The 19,102-nt window shown below is 49.3% G+C and carries 22 protein-coding genes and 1 pseudogene; 12 read left to right on the forward strand and 11 right to left on the reverse strand.

The genetic code is table 11. From position 1 onward, the window contains the following. The 3 genes and pseudogenes from FD744_RS22630 to FD744_RS22640 form a co-directional block, all read right to left on the reverse strand. Nucleotides 1-186: transposase domain-containing protein (locus FD744_RS22630; RefSeq protein WP_202403470.1), on the reverse strand; the 186-nt coding region annotated here is incomplete at its 3' end. A gap of 110 nt (nt 187-296) precedes the next feature. Continuing rightward, nucleotides 297-1,193, reverse strand: a complete 897-nt coding sequence (locus tag FD744_RS22635) for a GntR family transcriptional regulator (RefSeq protein WP_160869523.1) — start codon at nt 1,191-1,193, stop codon at nt 297-299. 388 nt (nt 1,194-1,581) lie between these two features. Next, nucleotides 1,582-2,034: pseudogene (locus FD744_RS22640) on the reverse strand (AraC family ligand binding domain-containing protein); the annotation flags it as partial. Nucleotides 2,035-2,139: 105 nt separating this feature from the next. On the opposite strand from FD744_RS22640, the gene FD744_RS22645 reads away from it, so the two are divergent. From FD744_RS22645 to fos, 3 genes are all read left to right on the forward strand, one after another. Further along, complete coding sequence (locus FD744_RS22645; protein ID WP_160869527.1) at nt 2,140-2,928, forward strand: sulfite exporter TauE/SafE family protein; 789 nt, start codon at nt 2,140-2,142, stop codon at nt 2,926-2,928. Between the two features lie 92 nt (nt 2,929-3,020). Next, nucleotides 3,021-3,230, forward strand: a complete 210-nt coding sequence (locus tag FD744_RS22650) for a hypothetical protein (protein WP_034827661.1) — start codon at nt 3,021-3,023, stop codon at nt 3,228-3,230. Between the two features lie 76 nt (nt 3,231-3,306). Beyond that, nucleotides 3,307-3,705: a fosfomycin resistance glutathione transferase gene (gene fos / locus FD744_RS22655; protein WP_160869529.1), complete on the forward strand. Its 399-nt coding sequence runs from the start codon at nt 3,307-3,309 to the stop codon at nt 3,703-3,705. Between the two features lie 20 nt (nt 3,706-3,725). On the opposite strand, the gene FD744_RS22660 is transcribed toward fos, so the two are convergent. Further along, nucleotides 3,726-4,970 carry a DUF2254 domain-containing protein gene (locus tag FD744_RS22660; protein WP_160869531.1) on the reverse strand — a complete coding sequence of 415 codons (1,245 nt, stop codon included), beginning with the start codon at nt 4,968-4,970 and terminating at the stop codon, nt 3,726-3,728. A gap of 230 nt (nt 4,971-5,200) precedes the next feature. On the opposite strand from FD744_RS22660, the gene FD744_RS22665 reads away from it, so the two are divergent. The 4 genes from FD744_RS22665 (at nt 5,201) to FD744_RS22680 (ending at nt 6,695) form a co-directional block, all read left to right on the forward strand. Further along, nucleotides 5,201-5,476 (forward strand): hypothetical protein, encoded by a 276-nt coding sequence (locus tag FD744_RS22665; protein ID WP_160869533.1) that lies wholly within the window; start codon nt 5,201-5,203, stop codon nt 5,474-5,476. A 212-nt stretch (nt 5,477-5,688) separates the two neighbouring features. Beyond that, a complete protein-coding gene (gene ycgZ / locus FD744_RS22670) occupies nt 5,689-5,934 on the forward strand; it encodes a regulatory protein YcgZ (protein ID WP_058962457.1) in 246 nt (81 codons plus the stop codon). 117 nt (nt 5,935-6,051) lie between these two features. Next, a complete protein-coding gene (locus FD744_RS22675; RefSeq protein WP_237449445.1) occupies nt 6,052-6,372 on the forward strand; it encodes a hypothetical protein in 321 nt (106 codons plus the stop codon). 59 nt (nt 6,373-6,431) lie between these two features. Next, a complete protein-coding gene (locus FD744_RS22680) occupies nt 6,432-6,695 on the forward strand; it encodes a biofilm development regulator YmgB/AriR family protein (RefSeq protein WP_034827656.1) in 264 nt (87 codons plus the stop codon). A 26-nt stretch (nt 6,696-6,721) separates the two neighbouring features. Here the strand turns inward: FD744_RS22680 and FD744_RS22685 are convergent, their stop codons facing one another. Then, nucleotides 6,722-6,922: a hypothetical protein gene (locus tag FD744_RS22685; RefSeq protein WP_160869535.1), complete on the reverse strand. Its 201-nt coding sequence runs from the start codon at nt 6,920-6,922 to the stop codon at nt 6,722-6,724. Between the two features lie 474 nt (nt 6,923-7,396). Between FD744_RS22685 and FD744_RS22690 the strand changes: the two genes are divergently transcribed. Next, complete coding sequence (locus FD744_RS22690; protein ID WP_160869537.1) at nt 7,397-8,479, forward strand: hypothetical protein; 1,083 nt, start codon at nt 7,397-7,399, stop codon at nt 8,477-8,479. A gap of 556 nt (nt 8,480-9,035) precedes the next feature. Here the strand turns inward: FD744_RS22690 and FD744_RS22695 are convergent. From FD744_RS22695 to FD744_RS22705, 3 genes are all read right to left on the reverse strand, one after another. Next, nucleotides 9,036-9,434 (reverse strand): H-NS family nucleoid-associated regulatory protein, encoded by a 399-nt coding sequence (locus FD744_RS22695; RefSeq protein WP_045816870.1) that lies wholly within the window; start codon nt 9,432-9,434, stop codon nt 9,036-9,038. Between the two features lie 584 nt (nt 9,435-10,018). Then, complete coding sequence (locus FD744_RS22700) at nt 10,019-11,284, reverse strand: type II toxin-antitoxin system HipA family toxin (RefSeq protein WP_160869539.1); 1,266 nt, start codon at nt 11,282-11,284, stop codon at nt 10,019-10,021. Continuing rightward, the gene (locus FD744_RS22705; protein ID WP_058962462.1) at nt 11,274-11,630 is read right to left on the reverse strand and encodes a helix-turn-helix domain-containing protein; all 357 of its coding nucleotides are present in this window, start codon (nt 11,628-11,630) and stop codon (nt 11,274-11,276) included. Before FD744_RS22705 ends, FD744_RS22700 begins: the two co-directional genes overlap by 11 nt. A 439-nt stretch (nt 11,631-12,069) precedes the next feature. On the opposite strand from FD744_RS22705, the gene FD744_RS22710 reads away from it, so the two are divergent. From FD744_RS22710 to FD744_RS22725, 4 genes are all read left to right on the forward strand, one after another. Next, the gene (locus FD744_RS22710) at nt 12,070-13,299 is read left to right on the forward strand and encodes an MFS transporter (protein WP_160869541.1); all 1,230 of its coding nucleotides are present in this window, start codon (nt 12,070-12,072) and stop codon (nt 13,297-13,299) included. Nucleotides 13,300-13,326: 27 nt separating this feature from the next. Continuing rightward, the gene (locus FD744_RS22715; protein WP_160869543.1) at nt 13,327-14,388 is read left to right on the forward strand and encodes a sugar phosphate isomerase/epimerase; all 1,062 of its coding nucleotides are present in this window, start codon (nt 13,327-13,329) and stop codon (nt 14,386-14,388) included. Further along, on the forward strand, nt 14,389-15,540 hold the full coding sequence (locus tag FD744_RS22720; protein WP_160869545.1) for a Gfo/Idh/MocA family protein: 1,152 nt from the start codon (nt 14,389-14,391) through the stop codon (nt 15,538-15,540). A 119-nt stretch (nt 15,541-15,659) separates the two neighbouring features. Further along, on the forward strand, nt 15,660-16,640 hold the full coding sequence (locus tag FD744_RS22725; RefSeq protein ID WP_160869547.1) for a LacI family DNA-binding transcriptional regulator: 981 nt from the start codon (nt 15,660-15,662) through the stop codon (nt 16,638-16,640). A gap of 4 nt (nt 16,641-16,644) precedes the next feature. Here the strand turns inward: FD744_RS22725 and FD744_RS22730 are convergent, their stop codons facing one another. The 3 genes from FD744_RS22730 to FD744_RS22740 form a co-directional block, all read right to left on the reverse strand. Further along, nucleotides 16,645-17,490 (reverse strand): sugar phosphate isomerase/epimerase, encoded by an 846-nt coding sequence (locus tag FD744_RS22730; RefSeq protein ID WP_160869549.1) that lies wholly within the window; start codon nt 17,488-17,490, stop codon nt 16,645-16,647. Between the two features lie 313 nt (nt 17,491-17,803). Then, complete coding sequence (locus FD744_RS22735; RefSeq protein ID WP_034827637.1) at nt 17,804-18,091, reverse strand: DUF1330 domain-containing protein; 288 nt, start codon at nt 18,089-18,091, stop codon at nt 17,804-17,806. Then, nucleotides 18,091-18,771 carry a GntR family transcriptional regulator gene (locus FD744_RS22740; RefSeq protein ID WP_097119759.1) on the reverse strand — a complete coding sequence of 227 codons (681 nt, stop codon included), beginning with the start codon at nt 18,769-18,771 and terminating at the stop codon, nt 18,091-18,093. The genes FD744_RS22735 and FD744_RS22740 overlap by 1 nt, the downstream gene beginning before the upstream one ends. Nucleotides 18,772-19,102 lie beyond the last annotated feature (331 nt).

Raw genomic sequence — 19,102 nt, forward strand, 5'->3', positions numbered from 1 at the left:
AAAAAGTGCCATGCCGGTTACAGCCCAGACCATCATTTCCATCGATAAACGGCGCTTTCGTAACGTCACTGTCCCGGTATCAGCGAGACACTCGTCAATGAGTTCAGGAGAAAGGAGATCGGAAAGCCCCGAGAATTCCTGAGGCGTAAACTTATGAACGATATCGAGAGCCTGACTGAGAAGCATAAAAAAATCCGTAATCCCTGAGAGATTACGGATTCTTGCAGAACTGCCGGATCGTTCAACCGATCATTTTTGTCTTAACTGATCGGCATTATCACTAAGTGAGCCTTTTTTCATTCTGCTTCTGCGCTTATCCGACGCCGTTTTTTGTTCTCTAACGCGACTGAAAGATGCTGCTTCATCGTGTATGACGCTTCTATACGTTGTCCGGCCTCAATCATCCCTAGAATACGCATATGGTCTTTAACTTCGGCATAGTAGCGGCTTCGGTCATCCATGATGCGATAGTCCATCAATCGACGCATGCGGTTTACGTTACGCAGGGAAATCTCAAAAAAAGGATTGTTTGAGAAGCTGATAATAGTTTCGTGGAAACGATAGCCTGCCATCTGAAGCTGAGTCGGCGATAAACGTTCAATGCCCGATTCCAACAACATTTCAAGCTCACGCCGTATGTCGTTAATTTTTTCCTGAGGAGCATTGAAAGTCGGCTCAAGGATGGCCATCGGTTCTATGACCATGCGGAAGCTGAAAATCTGCTCCAAAGCCGCCTTTGTTTTGGCCACGGGTAAAAAGCGCCAGCCATAACCCTGTTTACGCTCAACCCAGCCTTCGCTAATCCCACGCGCGAGAATGGTTGATAGCTGGCTTTTAGTCAGTTCATAGCGTTTCATCAAAAAAAGCTCAGTCACTTCGGCTTCGATTTTGTCTTGCAGCCAATCTTCAGCTAATTGGTAATATTCAGGCAAATCGGGGCCATCAGGGACTAACTCTTCTTCGCGTTTCTGTGGGGCATAGTCATTACTGACAAAAAAACCACGATTGAGCTTTTGCTCCAGAATTCCTTTATGTTCGAGAAACATCAATGCTTCACGTATAGGAGTACGTGATACATCCAGATTTTCAGCAAGTTTAGGAACGCTCAGGTGAGCACCGGCGAGTATCTCACCAGCATCGATCAAACTAATTATTTTTAATGAAATTCGTTCCGTAAGCGCACTGATCTTCATTTGTAGCATCCGAAAATTCACAAAATATTTAAGATTATTGCATTTGATATCAGCTAAAAGCAATATTCTACAGCACATGTGGGAATCACATTTTATGAAGTAGATACTGTAGCAGTAGCGGATGGGAGTGACGGTTAAATCACTAGATACTAGAGGTTTAGTTGGCAGATGAACTAATGATTGCAATTATTTACGCCAACGAAAAAAGGGCATCAGCGCAAATTAATCCCCCTTTCTTGAAGAATTAAATGTTCAATCTTAGATGATGCATCTACACATGCCGCACCGTTGCTTTGAACACCATCTTCGTTTAGAGACCCTTTAGGCTTCTCAGACCTAACCAGTGTGCTTCGATGTATGGTACCTGTACGCGGAATTAAAGCACTGACATGGGAATGTTCAATTCTCGCGCAGGCATCGCTCCCAGCTCGAGTAACAGCAAGTTGATCAGCGCGCATTCACGTTCACTGCCATAAAGCAGCGGCAAATCCACTGCGTCCAGCAACAGCTGACGTAACAGGGGCGATACGCTGATAACCTCGCAGCGAATGCGGTCACTTATCCGTGCTGCGCACGCAGGTGTGATGTACAGGCTTCGCGTCGTTACGCCGACAAATTTCACCGCATGAAGGGTTTCCGGCGGGATCCACACCGCATGCTGTGGCGGCACGACCCATTCTCCGTCCTGAGTTGATACATGCATCTGCCCCGTTGCGCCATAAAGCAATTGGGCCCGGCGGTGCTGGTGGGGGGCCAGTACAAACCCCTGCGCATAGTCATTCCCCATCGCGACCACATCACGTTCTATCCAATCGACATCGTCAATGCTTGTGTTGCGCACGTTCACTCCTTATGACCGATTGGCAAGGGTAATTGAGCGTTGCTCAAATGGGAAGTGGGTCATGCGAGCGTTAGGCTATGGCTTTATTTATAAGTGGAACGTCCCTTGAGCGATATTCTCTTGATTGTGCTGGCTGGTTTTACCACTGGCGTGACTACGGTGCTGTTTGGTTTTGGTGGCGGCTTTGTCGTCGTGCCATTTGTTTATCAGTTGTTGCGTGGGCAGCCCGAAATGGCAGGCAATGCGATGCATATTGCCGTCGCCACCTCCACGGCGGTGATGATATTTAACGCTGGGTGGGTGAGCTATCGAAACTGGCGAGCGGGTGTCATCGCAGTACAGGCCTGTTTTCCCCTCATTTGGTTTATCGCTATAGGTGCGGTGGTCGGATCATGGCTGGCAGGAATGTTAAGCGAAGAGTGGGTTCGTTCACTGTTTACCCTATATATGCTGGTCACGATTGCTGATTGCCTGCTTCGTAAAGGTTTCTTCAGTGGTAGCACGTCACGCCGGCTATCGAGAGCTACTGTGACAGGCGGCGGCATACTTATCGGTTCAATTGCTGCGATGTTGGGTGTGGGTGGAAGTGTCATGACGGTACCGCTATTGCGACGGCATGGCTATCCGATGCGGGAATGCATCAGCGTTGCCAATCCGCTTTCGCTGCCGGTAGCGCTATGTGGCACCATCACTTATGCCATCGGCGGCTGGCAAATAATTCCGGCAAGTGGTTTCCTCGGATTTATTAGTCTCAAAATTGTTATGTTGCTGGTGGTCACAGGGTTAATCGGCATTTTGGTTGCACAAAGATACATTCCCGCTGTGCCGGATGTCTGGCATGCGCGAATTTATGTGCTGTTATTGAGTGTTGTGCTTTTGGCAATGGTGCTTTAACGGGATTCATTTCTGCAATGAAATGAAGTTCGCCACTGTCCATGTTACTAATGGCGAGTTTGAATACCTTAACGTTCACGAAGGAGACAGTCATGTCTGAGCAAAACAAATACGCGGAAGGAAAAGCCATTTGCAATGAGATCGGCGGCGCGGTGCTGGAAGTTCTGGGCAGAAAAAGCGAGTTCGCCGTTCAGTCGCTGATTGATGTCTTGCAGGAAGCGCAAAACGATGGTCATCACTACGATGCCGAGCGTGAGCAGGGCATGGAAATGGCGATAAGAATTCTGCAGAAGTTTGCTTAGCGACTCGCGTGACAACCGCATTCCATCGCATCGCCTGTGCTAAATTAGCGCTTCAACTTCTTGTATTGAGTTCAACATGCTGACCGGTTTGAATCACATCACCCTTGCTGTAAGCAATGTCTCTGCGAGTTTCACCTTTTATGTTGAGACGCTGGGATTCACTCCCCGCGCACAATGGAAGAATGGCGCTTATCTCTCGATAGGTGAGCTTTGGCTGTGCCTCTCACTGGATGCCGTTTCCATCGGTAAAGATTACACGCACTATGCTCTCAGCATTGAAGATGAAGTGTTTGAAGCTTTTGCCGAAAGGCTGAAAGCTTCAGGCGTGAAAGAGTGGAAGGTCAACAAAAGTGAGGGCAAATCACTCTATTTCCTCGATCCGGACGGCCACAAGCTGGAACTCCATGTCGGTGATCTGGAAAGCAGATTAAATGCATGCATGGCACAACCGTATGAGGACATGACGTTTTATTAGTCACTTGCCCATCCCTGACATTAAGGTTGATGAAGGCCTTTGGCCAACGTTCTGAGTCTCTCTATATCCGTCTCAATCGGTATAGCGGCACTGGCAAAGGCAATGGCTCGCTCCGCGTGACGCCTGGCGTCAGACCCATACCTGGCAGCATTAAATTGTGCCAATGCGATAAACGCTTTCTGCAGGCGAATTTGTACTTCAATCATGCCTGCACCGTCACGTGCAATAGCGGCAAACGCGTCATCGAACATATCCTGAATGGACGGTTTTTGCAGAAAGAGACGAGGAAAGCGGGTATCGCCAATGTCAGGTTGCACGCGCAAGCAAAAGAGCCTGACCAGTCTGCCAATAATATCAATGGCAGTCCCGGGATCGTTGACTGCCGGAGAGAGTGCTCGTGACGCAATCTCAGACAAAACGCACAACCCGAAGCGCGGGTCCTGATCAAAAGAACGCTGCTGATCAACTGTGAACGCATCTTTTACCGTTTCAGCAGCAAGACTTTTTGATGTCTTAAGCCAGGCCAGGGGAGTCGAGCAATGTATGAAGGCGCCTGGTTGAACCGCAACATACAGGTAGATCCCTTGAGCTTCAGCAAAATCAGACAACATACTGAAATCAATATGTTGCAGATAACCCACTTCTTCAGCATAAATCGGTATCAATGAGTCCGGCAGTTCATCGGAGACATGCCAGGGAGAGCAGCCCATATAAGGGTCTTGTAACCGACTAACCAGCGCAGCCTGAGTGACCTCTTCGACACGTTGGGAAGTCTCAGCCATACGACCAAACTGCGCCAGATGCTGGATCCATCGCAACAACGTAATCACAATCATCACAATTACAACCAGCGTGACAAAGAACAGGATGACACGTCCTTGAGATCCGTAAGCCCCCATACTCAGTGCAACAATGCCCACCAGACTATAAAGAAAAGACCCGATGAACGTTGCCATCACATTCTGCGTGGTCCGATCCTCTACAAGTAAACGCGTGGCGCGCGGCGTGACACTGCTGCTCGCCGTGTTATAGGCTGACACCATAATATTGAGTGAGAAGGTGGTGACCGCAAGCATGCTGGAAGCCAGAATACCCAGGATTTTATCCACGGCATCCGTGCCGATTAACCCGGTAATTCCTGAAGGAATAAAGGATTTAATCACGATGGCGAGTAGGGCTGTCATCACCGCCAGAACAGCAAAGAGGGAACTTCTGAACCACAGTTTCCGCGTAAGCTGGCTCAGGATCCATTGTGTTTTTGTCATCGTGCTTTCCTTGTTATTGCAGGGTTCATCCACATAAATTCTTCATGGGTTTGTCATTGTGCTCATCACTGACAGCAATGGCGTTAACGCCTGATAATGGCAAGAATATATTGCCTCTGGATAAACCCTGAATGGCGCATAAATTCTGCGCCAGGTTTAACCCAAATTTCTCATCAGCTAAAATAGATCCTGAGGACTCAGCGTAAGCCCGATTCTCAGGAGGTAAAACAATGGACAATTCAGACAAAATTTTAGGCGAGGCTGCTTATCAGATTCTTGCCCGCCGTGAAAAAATCAGTGTTATTCAATTAAATCAGGAACTGCATCGCATGGCCGACGAGGCGAATACGCCAGAGCGTAAACAAGCCGTTTTGGCTGCGATTGACTGGTTGAACGATTATCGGCAACCCTCGTCAGAAGATAAGCGCAGCAGCTCACCGTTACGGCGTCTGAGTGAAAGCTCTGACAGCATCACATTATTGTCAGTTGAAAATATTAAAAAGTAGCGAGAGTACTTAACTCAAATATTAAGATCCGCTCAAAATACTTGTCGTTACAGATGATTAAGATTTTTCTGTTTGGCGAATTTCCTCTTAGCCCATAGCACTTTTTGCAAAAAAATGGGCACCTGACTTTTACTATATTTTTGTACAGATTTTGCAATAACTGTACAACTTTATCAGGCCATTAGCCTGACCCAACATGAGAGGGTTAACACATGCGTCAGAATGGATACACTCCGAACTCTTCAGAAGCTATTGCACAATATTTTAATAAAGCCTCTTTGCCTTCTCAGCAAGAAACATTGGGTCAGATCGTGGTAGAAATCCTGCGAGAGGGAAAGAATCTGAACCGTAAATCACTCTGCACCAAGTTACTTCGTCGTCTGGAAATTTCCTCCAACGCTGAAGAGGAACACCACTATCATCAGCTTATCGGACTGCTTTTCGATCGGGATGAGTGATTCAGTATTCAGGCCTAAGTTGTACAACATTACCGTTCTGAATTTGCATGGTATGAGAATGATTCCTGGCTCCGTGACAGAAATTGCAATTTGCAGTCTGTTTACAGCAGAATTGCCATGCAGATGCCGTTATCAGAGAAGTATATGAATAGAAGTGAACATCAGCAGTTAGTCGATGAAATTCTCGGTGAAGCCACACTGATTCTGCTCCAGCGAGCGGGGCCTGTTTCTTTCCGTGCACTCATCGAACAACTTCAGGTTATGGAAGACCAGTCAGATGATGCTGACAGGCGGCAATTGATCGCCCAGACCATTGTCGAGGTGAGAAAGAACATTGCCGAGGGAGAGCGGGCCAAACAACAACGAGCTGAGGGAATCAACTCAGTCCAGCACTTGTATACGGACTCGCATCACTCAGGTAATAACAGAAAGCACTGATTTTCACGTTGATTCTAATCGTGTTTAATCCATGACAAATCAAAGCTCGGAATCAAATCATGCATATTTCAGAAGACATTTTTTCTGCGCTTGCCGATCAGGAACTGGCTGAACGTTTCCGCAATGCGGGCCCGGGTTTGAAAGATGAGGCGACAGTTTTAGGTGTCATCATCCGTAATGTGCTGGCATCTGAAGGACAGATAACGAACAAAGCCATTATCATCAGTTTAATTCGAGCACTTGAATCCGCTCAGGATGATTCGGAAGCCCACATCTTGCGCCAGACCCTTGAAATTGTGGTGGGTGTCACTCCGGATGATTGATGCCTGATTTTTATAGCGAGCATGAATCAGTGCATCGTTTTAGAAAGTAAGCGGATAAGCGTTTCGTATTTCTCCTTTAAAACTGAATCCGCTTCATTATCTTTGAGTTTTTGCAGGGCTTGTGAAATCTCGTGCGCCTCTAAAGCTAAACCTTCCCGAATAAATGCTGACACAGTGCTCCCTAACAGCGCCAATATCTCGTGTGTGATCTGGCCATCATGCTTCACCGTGACTCCACATTCTGTATAAAAATACAGTGTGGCATATCTGAACCCCTACCGATACCCTTAAATAATTGTGTTTCCAGCATTTCTTATTTTCAAATTGAAATTTGGCACCACACGCTATTGTAAATAAAGAGTTTACTGGTTATTTACGCTGCGCTTATAAAGTTTATTCTCAACGACTCTCATTCATGCATTTCTGGCAAAAATCGTCACTCTCTTAAAGATTTTTGGATGCCATCATTTGACCAATCTAAACCTCCTTCCCCTCTGAACTCACCTTTTCTCCTTTGCTTCATGACTCTGTTTTCAACAAACAGATCGGGTGAAGTGTTATAAATTTTATTTGTACGATGAATAATAATGATTATCATTTACAGGGTTAAGGCTTAAAATTGCACGCATCATTAGCAAAGCCAATTTTACCCCTACAAAGAATGTGATGAATTCACACCCCATTTGATCGTTGGAGTGGTTATGAATGGAGATAAAAGCGCGCATCAGGGCGTAGCGAACTCACAGACGGACAGCCATTTTTCGCCCGCTACTGCTGCCTCATCAAAATATGAAGATTGGCAACGGGCAGGGCATCAGGCTGCGCATCGATTACCGATGCCTGAAATGATTGCTTCACTGGCTGCTTTCCAGACGGAGAGCGAGTCAATGGCGCCGTTAATGATCTGGCAACTCCTACATGAACTCTCTTTTATCTCCGTTGAAGGTTGGCTGATTGCTGATGCGCGCCAGCGAGCAGGGATTGCCGACTGTTTTCAGTTTATGCTGGAAAAATGGCACGACATTCTGGAAGAGGAAGGGATAGTGGAGCAGCGCGATCAGCGCTGGTTTGCTGGCGATTGTGCCCCGAGTCTGCCTTCCATTGAACAGCGTATCGACGATGCAAAAATTCGTCTGCGCCGTTGTCTCGATTGGCACGTTGAGGGAGAGGCTTTCCTCAACACATTATTCGCAGACCAGCACTCACTGTGCGCGGTGATGCGCTATCCCGAGTTGGCATCCAGCCAATTATCACCGCACGAGAGCTGCCCCCTTTATCCAGCGATGCATCAAAAGAGCATACTGGCGGATTACCTCGGCCAGATTACCGCCTCACTGCTACAAACGGCAATGCAGGGGAGTGATTGTCCTAAGGTGCTGGAAATTAACGCAAACACTGACCATGGTGACCTTCAATCATTGCGGGAGTGGCCAGGTTGTCCATCGTCACAACTCGATGCCGTACTGGCAACCAACGTATTGCACACAACTCAAGGCCTCGAAGCCATGCTCCAGGGCATCTGGCATGCATTAAAACCTGAAGGTGTACTGATTGTGGTGGAACCCACACAAGATTCCTCGCTGAGGTGGATAACTGCCGCTGCGGTGCTGCAGCAGGCAACAGAAGGGCATAATTTGCCGTTCACGTTATCTCTTTCGCGTGAAGCCTGGCTGCAGGCATTTGTGCACCACGGCTTTTGTCTGATGGGTGATTGGCCTCAGCCGGGTACGTCACTTTCGTTTGCTGGTCATCAAGTGTTTATAGTGCAGAAGCCGGTTGAATGAATGGTTAGTATGTTCGTGCTGCAATCAACCACACTCCTGCCGCGCATTGAGTCACATATCGCCCTTTATAAGGTTATCTGAGCGAGATATAGGCGCAAAAGCGCATCCCCACCAGGCACCCAGAAAATTTCTGTAAGAATAGGCATGATTGAAATAACGACGTGGCTAAATAGGTGGCGAAGAACGCGATGTGACCGAATGCACAAAACAACGCCTGTCACGTCATAATAGGGTATTGAATCTATCTGCCCGCATCGCCATCAGTGTGAGGGTTTTAATAATACCAGTCTGGAATCGGATCGGGAATTTAACCTGATTTTAAGGCGAGCTAAACCTGAGTAAGGCAGAACAATGTCATGGCGGCGCACTCATTATTATGCGTTGTTAAAGTCAGGGATGGGCGATTTGAACATGACTATGACAATAGTTGATAGTTAACCTCGTCATTATCTTTATAAGCGGGAGAGAGCGAAGATATCAATCAGTATTTACATTCTGGTGGGCGGAACACCCACCAGAAATGTTCGATAACTCAAATTAAACGGGGAAAGCCCGATTAGATAAGAAAATCATCGAGAGATTTGCCGGCATCAACAGCGGCTTTAATCACAGCGGGTGTGCGACCCTGACCGGTCCAGTGCTTCTCAACGCCTTCTTCTGTGTATTTATATTTAGCCGGACGTGGTGCACGTTTAGCGCGAGTCTTACCGGTCGGCGTTAAGGCGCCCAGCAGTTCGTTCGGGTCAATACCGTCCTGCAGCAGCAGTTCACGATATTTAGCCAGTTTCTCTTCTTTTTCACGCACGGCGGCTTCACTGGCGTTGTTTTCTTCACGGCGCTCTGACACGACAACAGTGAATTTTTCCAGCATTTCTTCCAGATCGGCAAGCTGCACTTCACGTGCCTGCGCGCGAAGCGTACGGATATTGTTTAACGCTTTAAGTGAATCACTCATGAACTTCTCCTGAATATTTTGTCGCTGAACGAAATAAATTAAGTGGTGCAGTAGATAACAAATTAGGGAAGAGTATATCGATGTTACTCTCTTGGCAGAAGTACAACACATCAGATATCAAGAATAAAGCCCGCAAAGTGTCAATTTTTAGATATTTCTCAAAAATTCGGGGTGTGCCAGGCGTTGAGAAGTCGATAATTGCGCTATGAACTCTATTTTAACCATCAGTGATTTTAGCGTTTGGTTATATTTTTAAGTATGTGGACGCAGAAAAACTTATGTTACCCGGTCACAATGATTGTCACGACCCTCGGTGCGGAGGAAGCTAACGTTAATGGCTACTTAATTAATAACCGGATAAAGCGTTCACTCGTGCAGATAACCTCACGATGCGTCACTGATAATCATCTTAACGGTTTACAAGATAGCTATGATGGATAGGGGCTCAATTTTGCGTGGTGAGAGGTTACTCGTGTAAATTTCTGGCAGTGAATATCAAGCAAGCTAGATGTTTATATGCGTGTAAAAGCGCAATCATGAATCCATGGAGCGGTCAGATTGATGTCATTCCGCATCCTACGCTGTTAAAGCGCTCTAAGATTGGCTTGTATTTGCGCATCGATTGCTTTGATGACCGTAGCCGGAATCATATCTCCCAATGCGTTGGCGGTGTGAACAAATGTCCGGGCAACATCACTGACTTCCTCAATAATAAGATTCAGGTTTTTCTCGCTAATATCCACAGACTTGGCAGCCTTAAGCAATGAATTGCGAGAGATACTGCTGCCATAACCCACTACAGATGACTGGTGCTGGCCACCCGGACCGCTCTGAAAGGTCAGGTCGTACGCCGGTGAGACTTGCCACTCTTTATTTTCATTGAGTGTGAAAGCGAAATTCTTCGCGTGATCATCCTGGTTGTTCATGATGACGTTAAATACCATACGACGGGCCTGAACCTCACGCTGTTTTACTGAACGTGTCACCATCGCAGTTGCACGCAGAATATCGCTGTAATCAAGGCACGGCAGCCGAAAATCAGCTTGTAGCACTCCAGCCATGCTCAGAGTAGGGATCCGCATGCCATTGATACGATCAAAGCGTTTGACGCCAAAAGCGGACAAGCCATTCCCCAAGGCAAACCAGTGGCTTTCCGGAAAATCAATACCTGACATCCGTGCCATACGTGCATAGACTTCCTCCAGCGCACACACCCAGGATTCTTCCTGTGCGGCAGGGAATTTAATTAACCAGGGCTCGCAGCCTTCTGCAGGGTAAGAGCTCATCCTACCGCTGGCAGGATTAAACTCCAGCAACGCTTTAGGACGTGCTCCATGTGGTGAACCGCCCAGACGTACCAGTTCGGGTAATATATCGGAATCCAGACCAGCCACTTCCACCTGAATTTCCCGCGCAAGAACAATCAAATCATCAATATTTTGCGCATTTCCTTGCTGGCCTGGCATATCTAATACCGGACGGTAGGTCAATCCACCCATGATGTTGCTGCCCAGCATTGCCAGCCGATCAAGTATGGACAAACGTGCGGGTTCGATACTGTTACGGCGTAACAGGCGATCCATCAATAAACGTCCCCAACCGTCGGGGAGCGAATCCGCGATAAAGCCCGGTATGCCTTCCTGATGACGTTCAAAATTTGCGTATGTTGTGTTAGCAAGTGGATGTAGCAGCGGCGAAAACTCAATGCCATGCTGAAGACTTTGCTCGGAATATTCGAACAGCCACTCGCCACGCTGCCTGCCTGCCGCCAGCACGCCCATGCTCCATTGTTCTCCCCAGCCTTCATACATGACTTCCAGGCGCTGAAGAGCCGAAAAACTAGGATTCATGGTTAAGGGGTCCTTGTTTGGAAGATGAAAGGGTTGATTTTTTTGAACTACGCTTCGTTGCTCTTTGCCGGCCTGGGGCGTTGAGCGCTTCAACCTGCGCAATGCTTAATGCGGGTGGCGTAAACAAATTCATCATTTCTCTTTCAAGACGAAGTGCAAACACGACCTTCATAAAGTTTTCAAGCGTCACTTTACCGTTATTTTCCAGCTTTTTCAGTGCGGAAACTGAAATCCCGGCGTTATCAGCCAATTCTTTCTGCAGCATATTGCGCTTAAGGCGATATGCTTTGAGACGCAGCCCAAGTTCAGCAATCATCTCAGATTCAGAGAAGAGGTTAAGAGACATTTTAAAACCTCCTGGCGTCATAAAATAAGATTATGAGCTCATTATAATGCTTTTAAAGTAAAAATTGTAGCGCGAGTTGGTTAAAGGTGTTTATAAAGTCTTTTAATGGCTAAAACCTTGTTTAAGGGTGTTTAAAGTCACTATTAAAGTAGCCCGCTACTCTTCAGCTACACAAAAAAACGAGTTAAGGCATAAACTGCTCAGATCAAACCCTGACCTGTTTTGCGCCTGGAGTTGCTCGATTGTTTTAAAAAACCAAAAAACTCATCGTTAAGCGGCTCAGTCCTAATAGGGTCTACGCCATCTCCCACTCATCAGCCATCAATCCTCTCTTTCCTCATAAGTAAAAATTTGTGATCAACCACGATGATTTCTATTTTGTAATCGATTACTTTTGTTTTCTCGCATTTTGTAATCGATTACTTTTTGGGGGTTGGAAATGGTTGCTGCAACACAAGGCACCGCGCAAGACCAGGCAATACAGCGCATGCTGGTCCCACGGCTGTCACTGATGATGTTTCTTCAGTTCTTTATCTGGGGCAGTTGGTCGGTCACGCTGGGATTGGTGATGACGCAGCACAACATGTCCTTGCTGATTGGCGATGCTTTCTCGGCGGGCCCGATTGCCTCCATTCTTTCGCCGTTTGTTCTCGGCATGCTGGTGGACAGATTTTTCCCCTCGCAAAAAGTCCTGGCAGTGATGCATCTGGCCGGTGCAGTGATTTTGTGGTTCGTACCCCAGGCGATGATTGCCGAGAACGGTGCGCTGCTAATCGGCTTACTGTTCGGCTACACGCTGTGCTACATGCCCACGCTGGCACTGACCAATAATATTGCCTTCCACAGCCTTGCCAGCAGCGAGAAGAGTTTCCCGGTAGTGCGCGTGTTCGGCACCATTGGCTGGATTGTCGCTGGCCTGTTCATCGGGTTCACGGGGATCGCCTCCAGTGTCAGCGTCTTCACGGTGGCGGCGATTTGTTCCATGGTGCTGGCGCTCTATAGCCTCACGCTGCCGCATACGCCCGCACCTGCTAAAGGTATGCCATTCAGACCGCGCGATCTGTTCTGTGCTGATGCGTTTGCCCTGCTGAAAATCCGTCACTTCTTCATTTTTTCGCTCTGCGCCACGCTGATTTCCATTCCGCTGGGCACTTACTACGCCTACACCGCTTCCTGGCTGGCCGACGCCGGTGTTGAAAACGTCAGCTCACTGATGTCCTTCGGCCAGATGTCTGAAATCTTCTTCATGCTGGTGATTCCGCTGCTGTTTCGCCGACTGGGCGTGAAATACATGCTGCTGGTCGGCATGTGCGCCTGGTTTGTGCGTTATGCGCTGTTTGCCATGGGCATGGGCGAAGAGGGACGCGCGCTGATTTGGCTGGGGATTCTGCTGCACGGCGTCTGTTACGACTTCTTCTTTGTCGTCGGCTTCATCTACACCGATCGCATTGCGGGAGACAAAGTCAAAGGACAAGCGCAGAGCATGATTGTGATGTTCACCTACGGCATCGGCATGCTGCTGGGATCGCAGATTTCTGGCGCACTGTATAACCATCTGGTCGCGGGTCAGGTATCGGCCGCCAGTTGGGGCATGTTCTGGTGGATTCCGGCGATCGCGGCTGCCGTGATTGCCCTGTTGTTTATGTTCACATTTAAGTATCGCGATTGAGTTTTTGTTGTTACTGGAGGTGGTTTTTTGAAAACGTTAAAAGGTCCGGGCATTTTCCTTTCACAGTTTATCGGCGCTGATGCCCCGTTCAATTCACTGGACGGACTGGCGAAATGGGCATCCGCTTTGGGATTTCAGGCATTGCAGATCCCGTGCAATCACCCGGCGATATTTGATCTGCAACGCGCAGCCACCAGCCAGACTTACTGCGATGAAGTGCTGGGATTACTGAAGCAGTATGGCCTCAGCATCAGCGAGTTGTCGACGCATCTGGAAGGGCAGTTGGTTGCCGTGCATCCTGCGCATGACGCTGCCTTTGATAATTTTGCACCGGAACACCTGCGCGGCAAGCGGGAAGCGCGCACGGCCTGGGCGATCGAGCAGGTTAAACATGCCGCTGCCGCCTCCAGCAAGCTGGGACTGACTGCCCATGCCACTTTCTCTGGATCGCTCGCCTGGCCCTATGTCTACCCGTGGCCGCCGCACAACCCGCAGTTGCTGGATGAGGCCTTTAAGGAACTCGCCCGTCGCTGGCAGCCAGTGCTGGATGTTTATGATCAGCATGGCGTGGATGTGTGTTACGAATTACACCCAGGCGAGGACCTGCACGATGGCGCAACCTTTGAGCGTTTCCTTGAACAGGTGAACCACCATCCTCGTTGCAATATTCTGTTTGATCCCAGCCATCTGCATCTTCAGCACATTGATTACCTGCAGTTCATCGATATCTTCCATTCGCGTATCAAAGCCTTCCACGTCAAAGATGCGGAGTATCAGTGCAATGGCCGCAGCGGGGTGTATGGCGGCTATCAAAACTGGATCGATCGCGCCGGGCGTTTCCGTTCGCCAGGCGACGGGCAGATTGATTTCAAAAGCATCTTCAGCAAACTGGCGCAGTACGATTTCAATGGCTGGGCGGTGCTGGAGTGGGAATGCTGCCTGAAAGATGCGGAAACCGGCGCACGGGAAGGAGCTGAATTCATCCAGCGCCATATCATTCCGGTCGCCAGCCGCGCCTTCGATGATTTTGCCGCGCAAGATGACAACGGCAGTATCCGTGCGCAACTCGGACTTAAGGAGGAGCCGTAAATGATTAATGTCGGGATTATCGGCAGCGGATTTATCGGTCCCGCGCACATTGAGGCAATGCGGCGTCTGGGCAACATCAATGTTGTAGCGCTATGTGATTCATCGCTGGAGAAAGCACAAGCACAGGCGGCGCAATTGCACGTGCCGCACGCCTATGGTGACATTGTCACCTTTTTACAGCATCCAGAGCTGCATGCTGTGCACAATTGCACGCCCAATCACCTCCATGCCGCCATCAATAAGCAGGTTTTACTCGCCGGCAAGCACCTGTTCTCGGAAAAACCACTTTGCATGACGATGGGCGAAGCGCGTGAATTAGTGGCACTGGCAGAACAGGCAGGCGTGGTCAACGGGATCAGCTTCGTGTACCGACAGTTTGCCATGGTCCAGCAAGCCGCGAGCATGGTGCGCAGTGGTGAAACGGGCCGCACCTTTGCCGTTCAGGGCAGCTACTTACAAGACTGGATGCTGGAAGAGACGGATTACAACTGGCGTGTGGAGGCCGACAAGGGCGGTGCATCGCGTGCAGTAGCGGATATCGGTTCTCACTGGTGCGACACTGTACAGTTTGTCACTGGCCGCAAGATAGTGGCGGTGATGGCTAACCTCGCCATCGTCTGGCCCAAACGCAAAGCCAATCTGGCGGGTCAGGCCACCTTCAGCGCGCAGACACAGCAGGCTGAGTATCAGGATTGTCCGGTGAATACGGAAGATCTGGGCTTTGTGCTGCTGCGTTTCGATGATGGCAGTAAAGGCTGTCTGAGCGTGTCACAAGTGGCGGCGGGGCGCAAAAATCGCCTCTATCTGGAGGTGAGCGGCAGCCAGGCCTCGCTGGCGTGGGATCAGGAAGTGCCACAACAGTTGTGGGTCGGTCATCGTCATCAGGCCAATCAAACCCTGACGGACGATGCGTCATTGTTGAACCGCGATGTTGCCGCCCGTGCCCGTTTTCCTGGCGGGCACATCGAAGGCTGGCCAGATGCATTTCGCGCCATGATGCAGCAGTTTTATCAGGCGGTGGAGAAGGGAGAGATGCCGGCGCAAGATGAACGACACTTTGCTGACTTCAGCGACGGCGCGCAGGTGATGGCCATCGTTGAGGCGATCGTAAAAAGCCATCGCGATCAACGCTGGGTCGACGTCAGCATTTGATACACAGGCGCGTTCCGACGCGCCTGATCTTCCGCATAAGCCACCCCGCCTAACTTATTGTCACGCGTTGATTTATGCTAGCCTGCAATTCAGAAATTGACGCAGGAAGTTGAGTCATCATGTCCATTCAGAAAATCGCGAAGCTGGCCGGTGTTTCCGTGGCCACGGTGTCACGCGTGCTTAATAACAGTGACACCGTAAAGGATAAAAACCGGGATAAGGTGCTGGAAGCCATTAAAGCCAGCAACTACCAGCCAAATCTGTTAGCCCGTCAGCTGCGCACGGCGCGGAGCTCCATGGTGCTGGTGCTGGTTTCTGATATCTCCAACCCGTTTTGCGCTGAAATTGTGAAAGGTATCGAAGAGCAGGCCGAGAAAAATGGTTATCGCATTCTGTTGTGTAACTCCGGATCGGACATCAATCGCTCCCGCTCAAGCCTGCAGCTGCTGGCAGGCAAAATGGTTGATGGGGTGATCACCATGGATGCTTTCACCACCCTGACTGAACTAACACAGCTGATCGGCAACATGCCCTGGGTGCAGTGTGCCGAATACGCCGATGCCGGTGACATCTCCTGTGTGGGCATTGATGATGTCCATGCTTCGCGCCAGCTGGTGGCGCATCTGGTGGCCAGCGGACGCAAACGCATTGCCCTGATCAATCATGATTTGAGCTATAAGTACGCCCAACTGCGTCAGCAGGGTTATCAGCAGGAACTGGAACAGCGCGGTCTGTCCTGGCAGGCGGTGAGTTACGCGAGTGAGCTGAGTTTTAACGCTGGCAAGCGCGCGATGGAAGCGTTACTCAGCGCAGATACACAGCCTGATGCGGTATTTGCCGTCTCCGACACACTGGCTGCCGGGGCGATGGCCGCTATCCAAGCCGCGGGACATCAGGTGCCACAAGATATCGCCGTTGCAGGCTTTGACGGGTCGGAACTGGCTGAAATGATCTCTCCGCCTCTGACCACCATCGCGCAGCCATCACGCGATATCGGGCGGACCGCGTTCAGCCTACTGCTGCAGAAGATTGACGACCCGCAATCGCCAACTGAGCGCGTCATGATGGACTGGCGCCTGATCGTGCGCGCCAGTGCCTGATCGCTTAATGCGGCAGTTTTTCCAGCGCCGCACGCAGATTCTGATGTGAAGTGGTGATGATGCTCCAGGCATCCTTCGGCTTGTCGTGCTCAATGATAAACCACTTCACGCCGCTGGCTTTGGCGGCAGGCAGAATGGTTTTCCAGTCCAGCAAGCCTTCGCCCAGCGGCGCAAAATTCATCTCATCGTCGCGGATACCAATCGACGCATTATCCTTGGCGTGAATCGCATAGATTCGTCCCGGATACTCTTTCAAAAGGCGCGCCGGATCCTGACCGCCGCGTGAAACCCACGCCGCGTCCATCTCCAGTTTTAGATTTTCTGCCCGTGAATGATTGAAGATGATCTCCAGTGCGGTCACGCCATCGTACTTTTTCATCTCGAAATTATGGTTGTGATAGGCGAGCTGCATGCCGTCTTTACGCAGTTTCGCGCCGAGTTTATCCAGGCGTTGTGCGTAGTTGATCCATGCTTTGGTGCTGTCCGGGCGATCTTCCGGTTTGATCCACGGAACCACGATGGTGTGATTACCCACCGCTTTGTTGAACGCCACGGTCTGCGCGTAGTCGCTCTCCAGTGCCGTTAATTGCAAATGGGATGAGGTGACGGTCAGTTGATTTTTATCCAATAAGGATTTTAGCTCTTTGGCTTCCAAACCATGGGTGCCTACCAGCTCAACGTGCTCGAAGCCCGCTTTATGGGCCATGGCAAACTGTTCTGCCGGGGTGCCAACGTTACGTAAGGTGTACATCTGCAGTCCAATTTCATCTTCAACGCCTGCTGCTGACGCCTGTGAGGGCACAGCACTTAACATGGACAACATCCCAGCCAAAACCATCAGTTTTTTCATTTTTATTCAGCTCCTTATAGAAAGTAATCGATTACAAATTAGTTTAAAGTAATCGATTACAAAATTATGCGTGCCGATTTTGTGATATGTGTTCAGATTATGGGGTGATTGGCAATCTGGAGAGTTAAAGCGATTTTGGGCTGTAAAAGGTGAGGGTGCGCGCAAGGATAATGGCCTGAATCAGGCCACCCACCTAAATGCAGCCATCCAATTCTTTCACAAGGATGGTGAGCAAGTAGTCGAGATACCCTCATACCCGTCCTCTATGCTTCTCATCATTGCTGCTACTTGAGTAATATTGCTACCCAAAAACCTACGCCAGCCCATCCACAATGGTAATCATGGCCGTTGCCACGTTCTCACGCTGCTTTTTGGCTAACTGATACTCGTCAGAATGATAGCAGTCCAGCGCCGTTTGATAATCGGGGAATTCAATGATCACATGTTTCTTAAATTCATCGCCCTCAAGTGAGGTGGCATTTTCACCGCGAGCGATAAATTTCGCCTGATATTTTTTAAACGCAAGCGGTGCCAGCTCAATATAATTCTGGTACTGCTGTGCATCCTCAATATTGACGTGGGCGATCCAATAAGCAGACATTATTTTTCCTCGGCAGTCAGAATAGATTTAGCCAGCGTGGCCGCTTCTGAAAGATGCTGTTTGACGGCCTCTTTCGCGTGTTCGGCATTGTTCTCTTCAATCGCTTCATAAATTCGCGACATACGTTCAAAACCCGCCACCTGGCGCTCCGGACTGCGCAGGGTCAGTGCGCGCAGTCGACTGATACGGCTATTAAGACGCTGGACGATTTCCCACGCAATATGATGTTTTGCAATGGAAAAGAGTGCTTCATAAAAGGCCTGAGACGCTTCAACGCGTTCAATATCATCATGATCGTGCGAGGCTTTAGCAATGCGCAGGAGTTTCTTGTGCAGATTCTTTTTATCACTGCTGGTGGCTAATTTTGCGCAATCCTTCGCCGCTTCGGATTCCAGCAGGATACGAATATCGTAAATCTGCTCGGCCACTTCCCAGGTTAATATCGCCACAATCGGGCCTTTTTTCGGCAGGTTTTCAATTAAACCTTCCGCTTCCAGATAGCGAATCACTTCGCGCACCACGGTACGGCTTACACCTAATTCATCACACAGTGAGCGCTCAACCAAACGGTCGCCAGCTTTAAAGTATCCCGAGATAATGGCCTGACGAACTTTAGCCAACGCCAGTTCACGTAACGTCACCGGCGTATTTTCAATTTTTAGGGAATGACTCGCATCCATAATCGTCTCTTCGTTGAAATTTAAAAATTCAGCCTGAAGTCAATGTCATGTCCTGCAAGCGTTTTAACTATTAGCACTGTTTCCGTTCTGAAAGCAACGCCGCCTTTACTCTCTTTGCTACCACCGCCTATCGACTTCTCACCGGCCCGCCCGTTGAAATCAGCGTTAGCTCACAGTTTCATCATGCGGTCTGAGCACGAAATAAAAATATCCTTGAGGAATAATCAAAATCTCGTGAATTCATGCCGTTATGAAACGACTGCCCGGATAATTCGTGTGATTTTTATGACCTCAATCACACTCATCTCGCTGCTCAAACCGCCGGTGACAC

Origin of the sequence: Pantoea sp. Taur (genome assembly GCF_009830025.1) — a bacterium.
In the GTDB taxonomy this organism is placed as follows: Bacteria; Pseudomonadota; Gammaproteobacteria; order Enterobacterales; family Enterobacteriaceae; genus Pantoea; species Pantoea communis.

Excerpts from the sequence above, each read along its gene's own strand:
- FD744_RS22635 (WP_160869523.1), bottom strand. The coding sequence starts at position 1,193 with ATGAAGATCAGTGCGCTTACGGAACGAATTTCATTAAAAATAATTAGT.
- FD744_RS22650 (WP_034827661.1), top strand. The coding sequence starts at position 3,021 with ATGTCTGAGCAAAACAAATACGCGGAAGGAAAAGCCATTTGCAATGAG.
- fos (WP_160869529.1), top strand. The coding sequence starts at position 3,307 with ATGCTGACCGGTTTGAATCACATCACCCTTGCTGTAAGCAATGTCTCT.
- FD744_RS22660 (WP_160869531.1), bottom strand. The coding sequence starts at position 4,970 with ATGACAAAAACACAATGGATCCTGAGCCAGCTTACGCGGAAACTGTGG.
- FD744_RS22665 (WP_160869533.1), top strand. The coding sequence starts at position 5,201 with ATGGACAATTCAGACAAAATTTTAGGCGAGGCTGCTTATCAGATTCTT.
- ycgZ (WP_058962457.1), top strand. The coding sequence starts at position 5,689 with ATGCGTCAGAATGGATACACTCCGAACTCTTCAGAAGCTATTGCACAA.
- FD744_RS22675 (WP_237449445.1), top strand. The coding sequence starts at position 6,052 with ATGCAGATGCCGTTATCAGAGAAGTATATGAATAGAAGTGAACATCAG.
- FD744_RS22680 (WP_034827656.1), top strand. The coding sequence starts at position 6,432 with ATGCATATTTCAGAAGACATTTTTTCTGCGCTTGCCGATCAGGAACTG.
- FD744_RS22690 (WP_160869537.1), top strand. The coding sequence starts at position 7,397 with ATGAATGGAGATAAAAGCGCGCATCAGGGCGTAGCGAACTCACAGACG.
- FD744_RS22695 (WP_045816870.1), bottom strand. The coding sequence starts at position 9,434 with ATGAGTGATTCACTTAAAGCGTTAAACAATATCCGTACGCTTCGCGCG.
- FD744_RS22700 (WP_160869539.1), bottom strand. The coding sequence starts at position 11,284 with ATGAATCCTAGTTTTTCGGCTCTTCAGCGCCTGGAAGTCATGTATGAA.
- FD744_RS22705 (WP_058962462.1), bottom strand. The coding sequence starts at position 11,630 with ATGTCTCTTAACCTCTTCTCTGAATCTGAGATGATTGCTGAACTTGGG.
- FD744_RS22710 (WP_160869541.1), top strand. The coding sequence starts at position 12,070 with ATGGTTGCTGCAACACAAGGCACCGCGCAAGACCAGGCAATACAGCGC.
- FD744_RS22720 (WP_160869545.1), top strand. The coding sequence starts at position 14,389 with ATGATTAATGTCGGGATTATCGGCAGCGGATTTATCGGTCCCGCGCAC.
- FD744_RS22725 (WP_160869547.1), top strand. The coding sequence starts at position 15,660 with ATGTCCATTCAGAAAATCGCGAAGCTGGCCGGTGTTTCCGTGGCCACG.
- FD744_RS22730 (WP_160869549.1), bottom strand. The coding sequence starts at position 17,490 with ATGAAAAAACTGATGGTTTTGGCTGGGATGTTGTCCATGTTAAGTGCT.
- FD744_RS22735 (WP_034827637.1), bottom strand. The coding sequence starts at position 18,091 with ATGTCTGCTTATTGGATCGCCCACGTCAATATTGAGGATGCACAGCAG.
- FD744_RS22740 (WP_097119759.1), bottom strand. The coding sequence starts at position 18,771 with ATGGATGCGAGTCATTCCCTAAAAATTGAAAATACGCCGGTGACGTTA.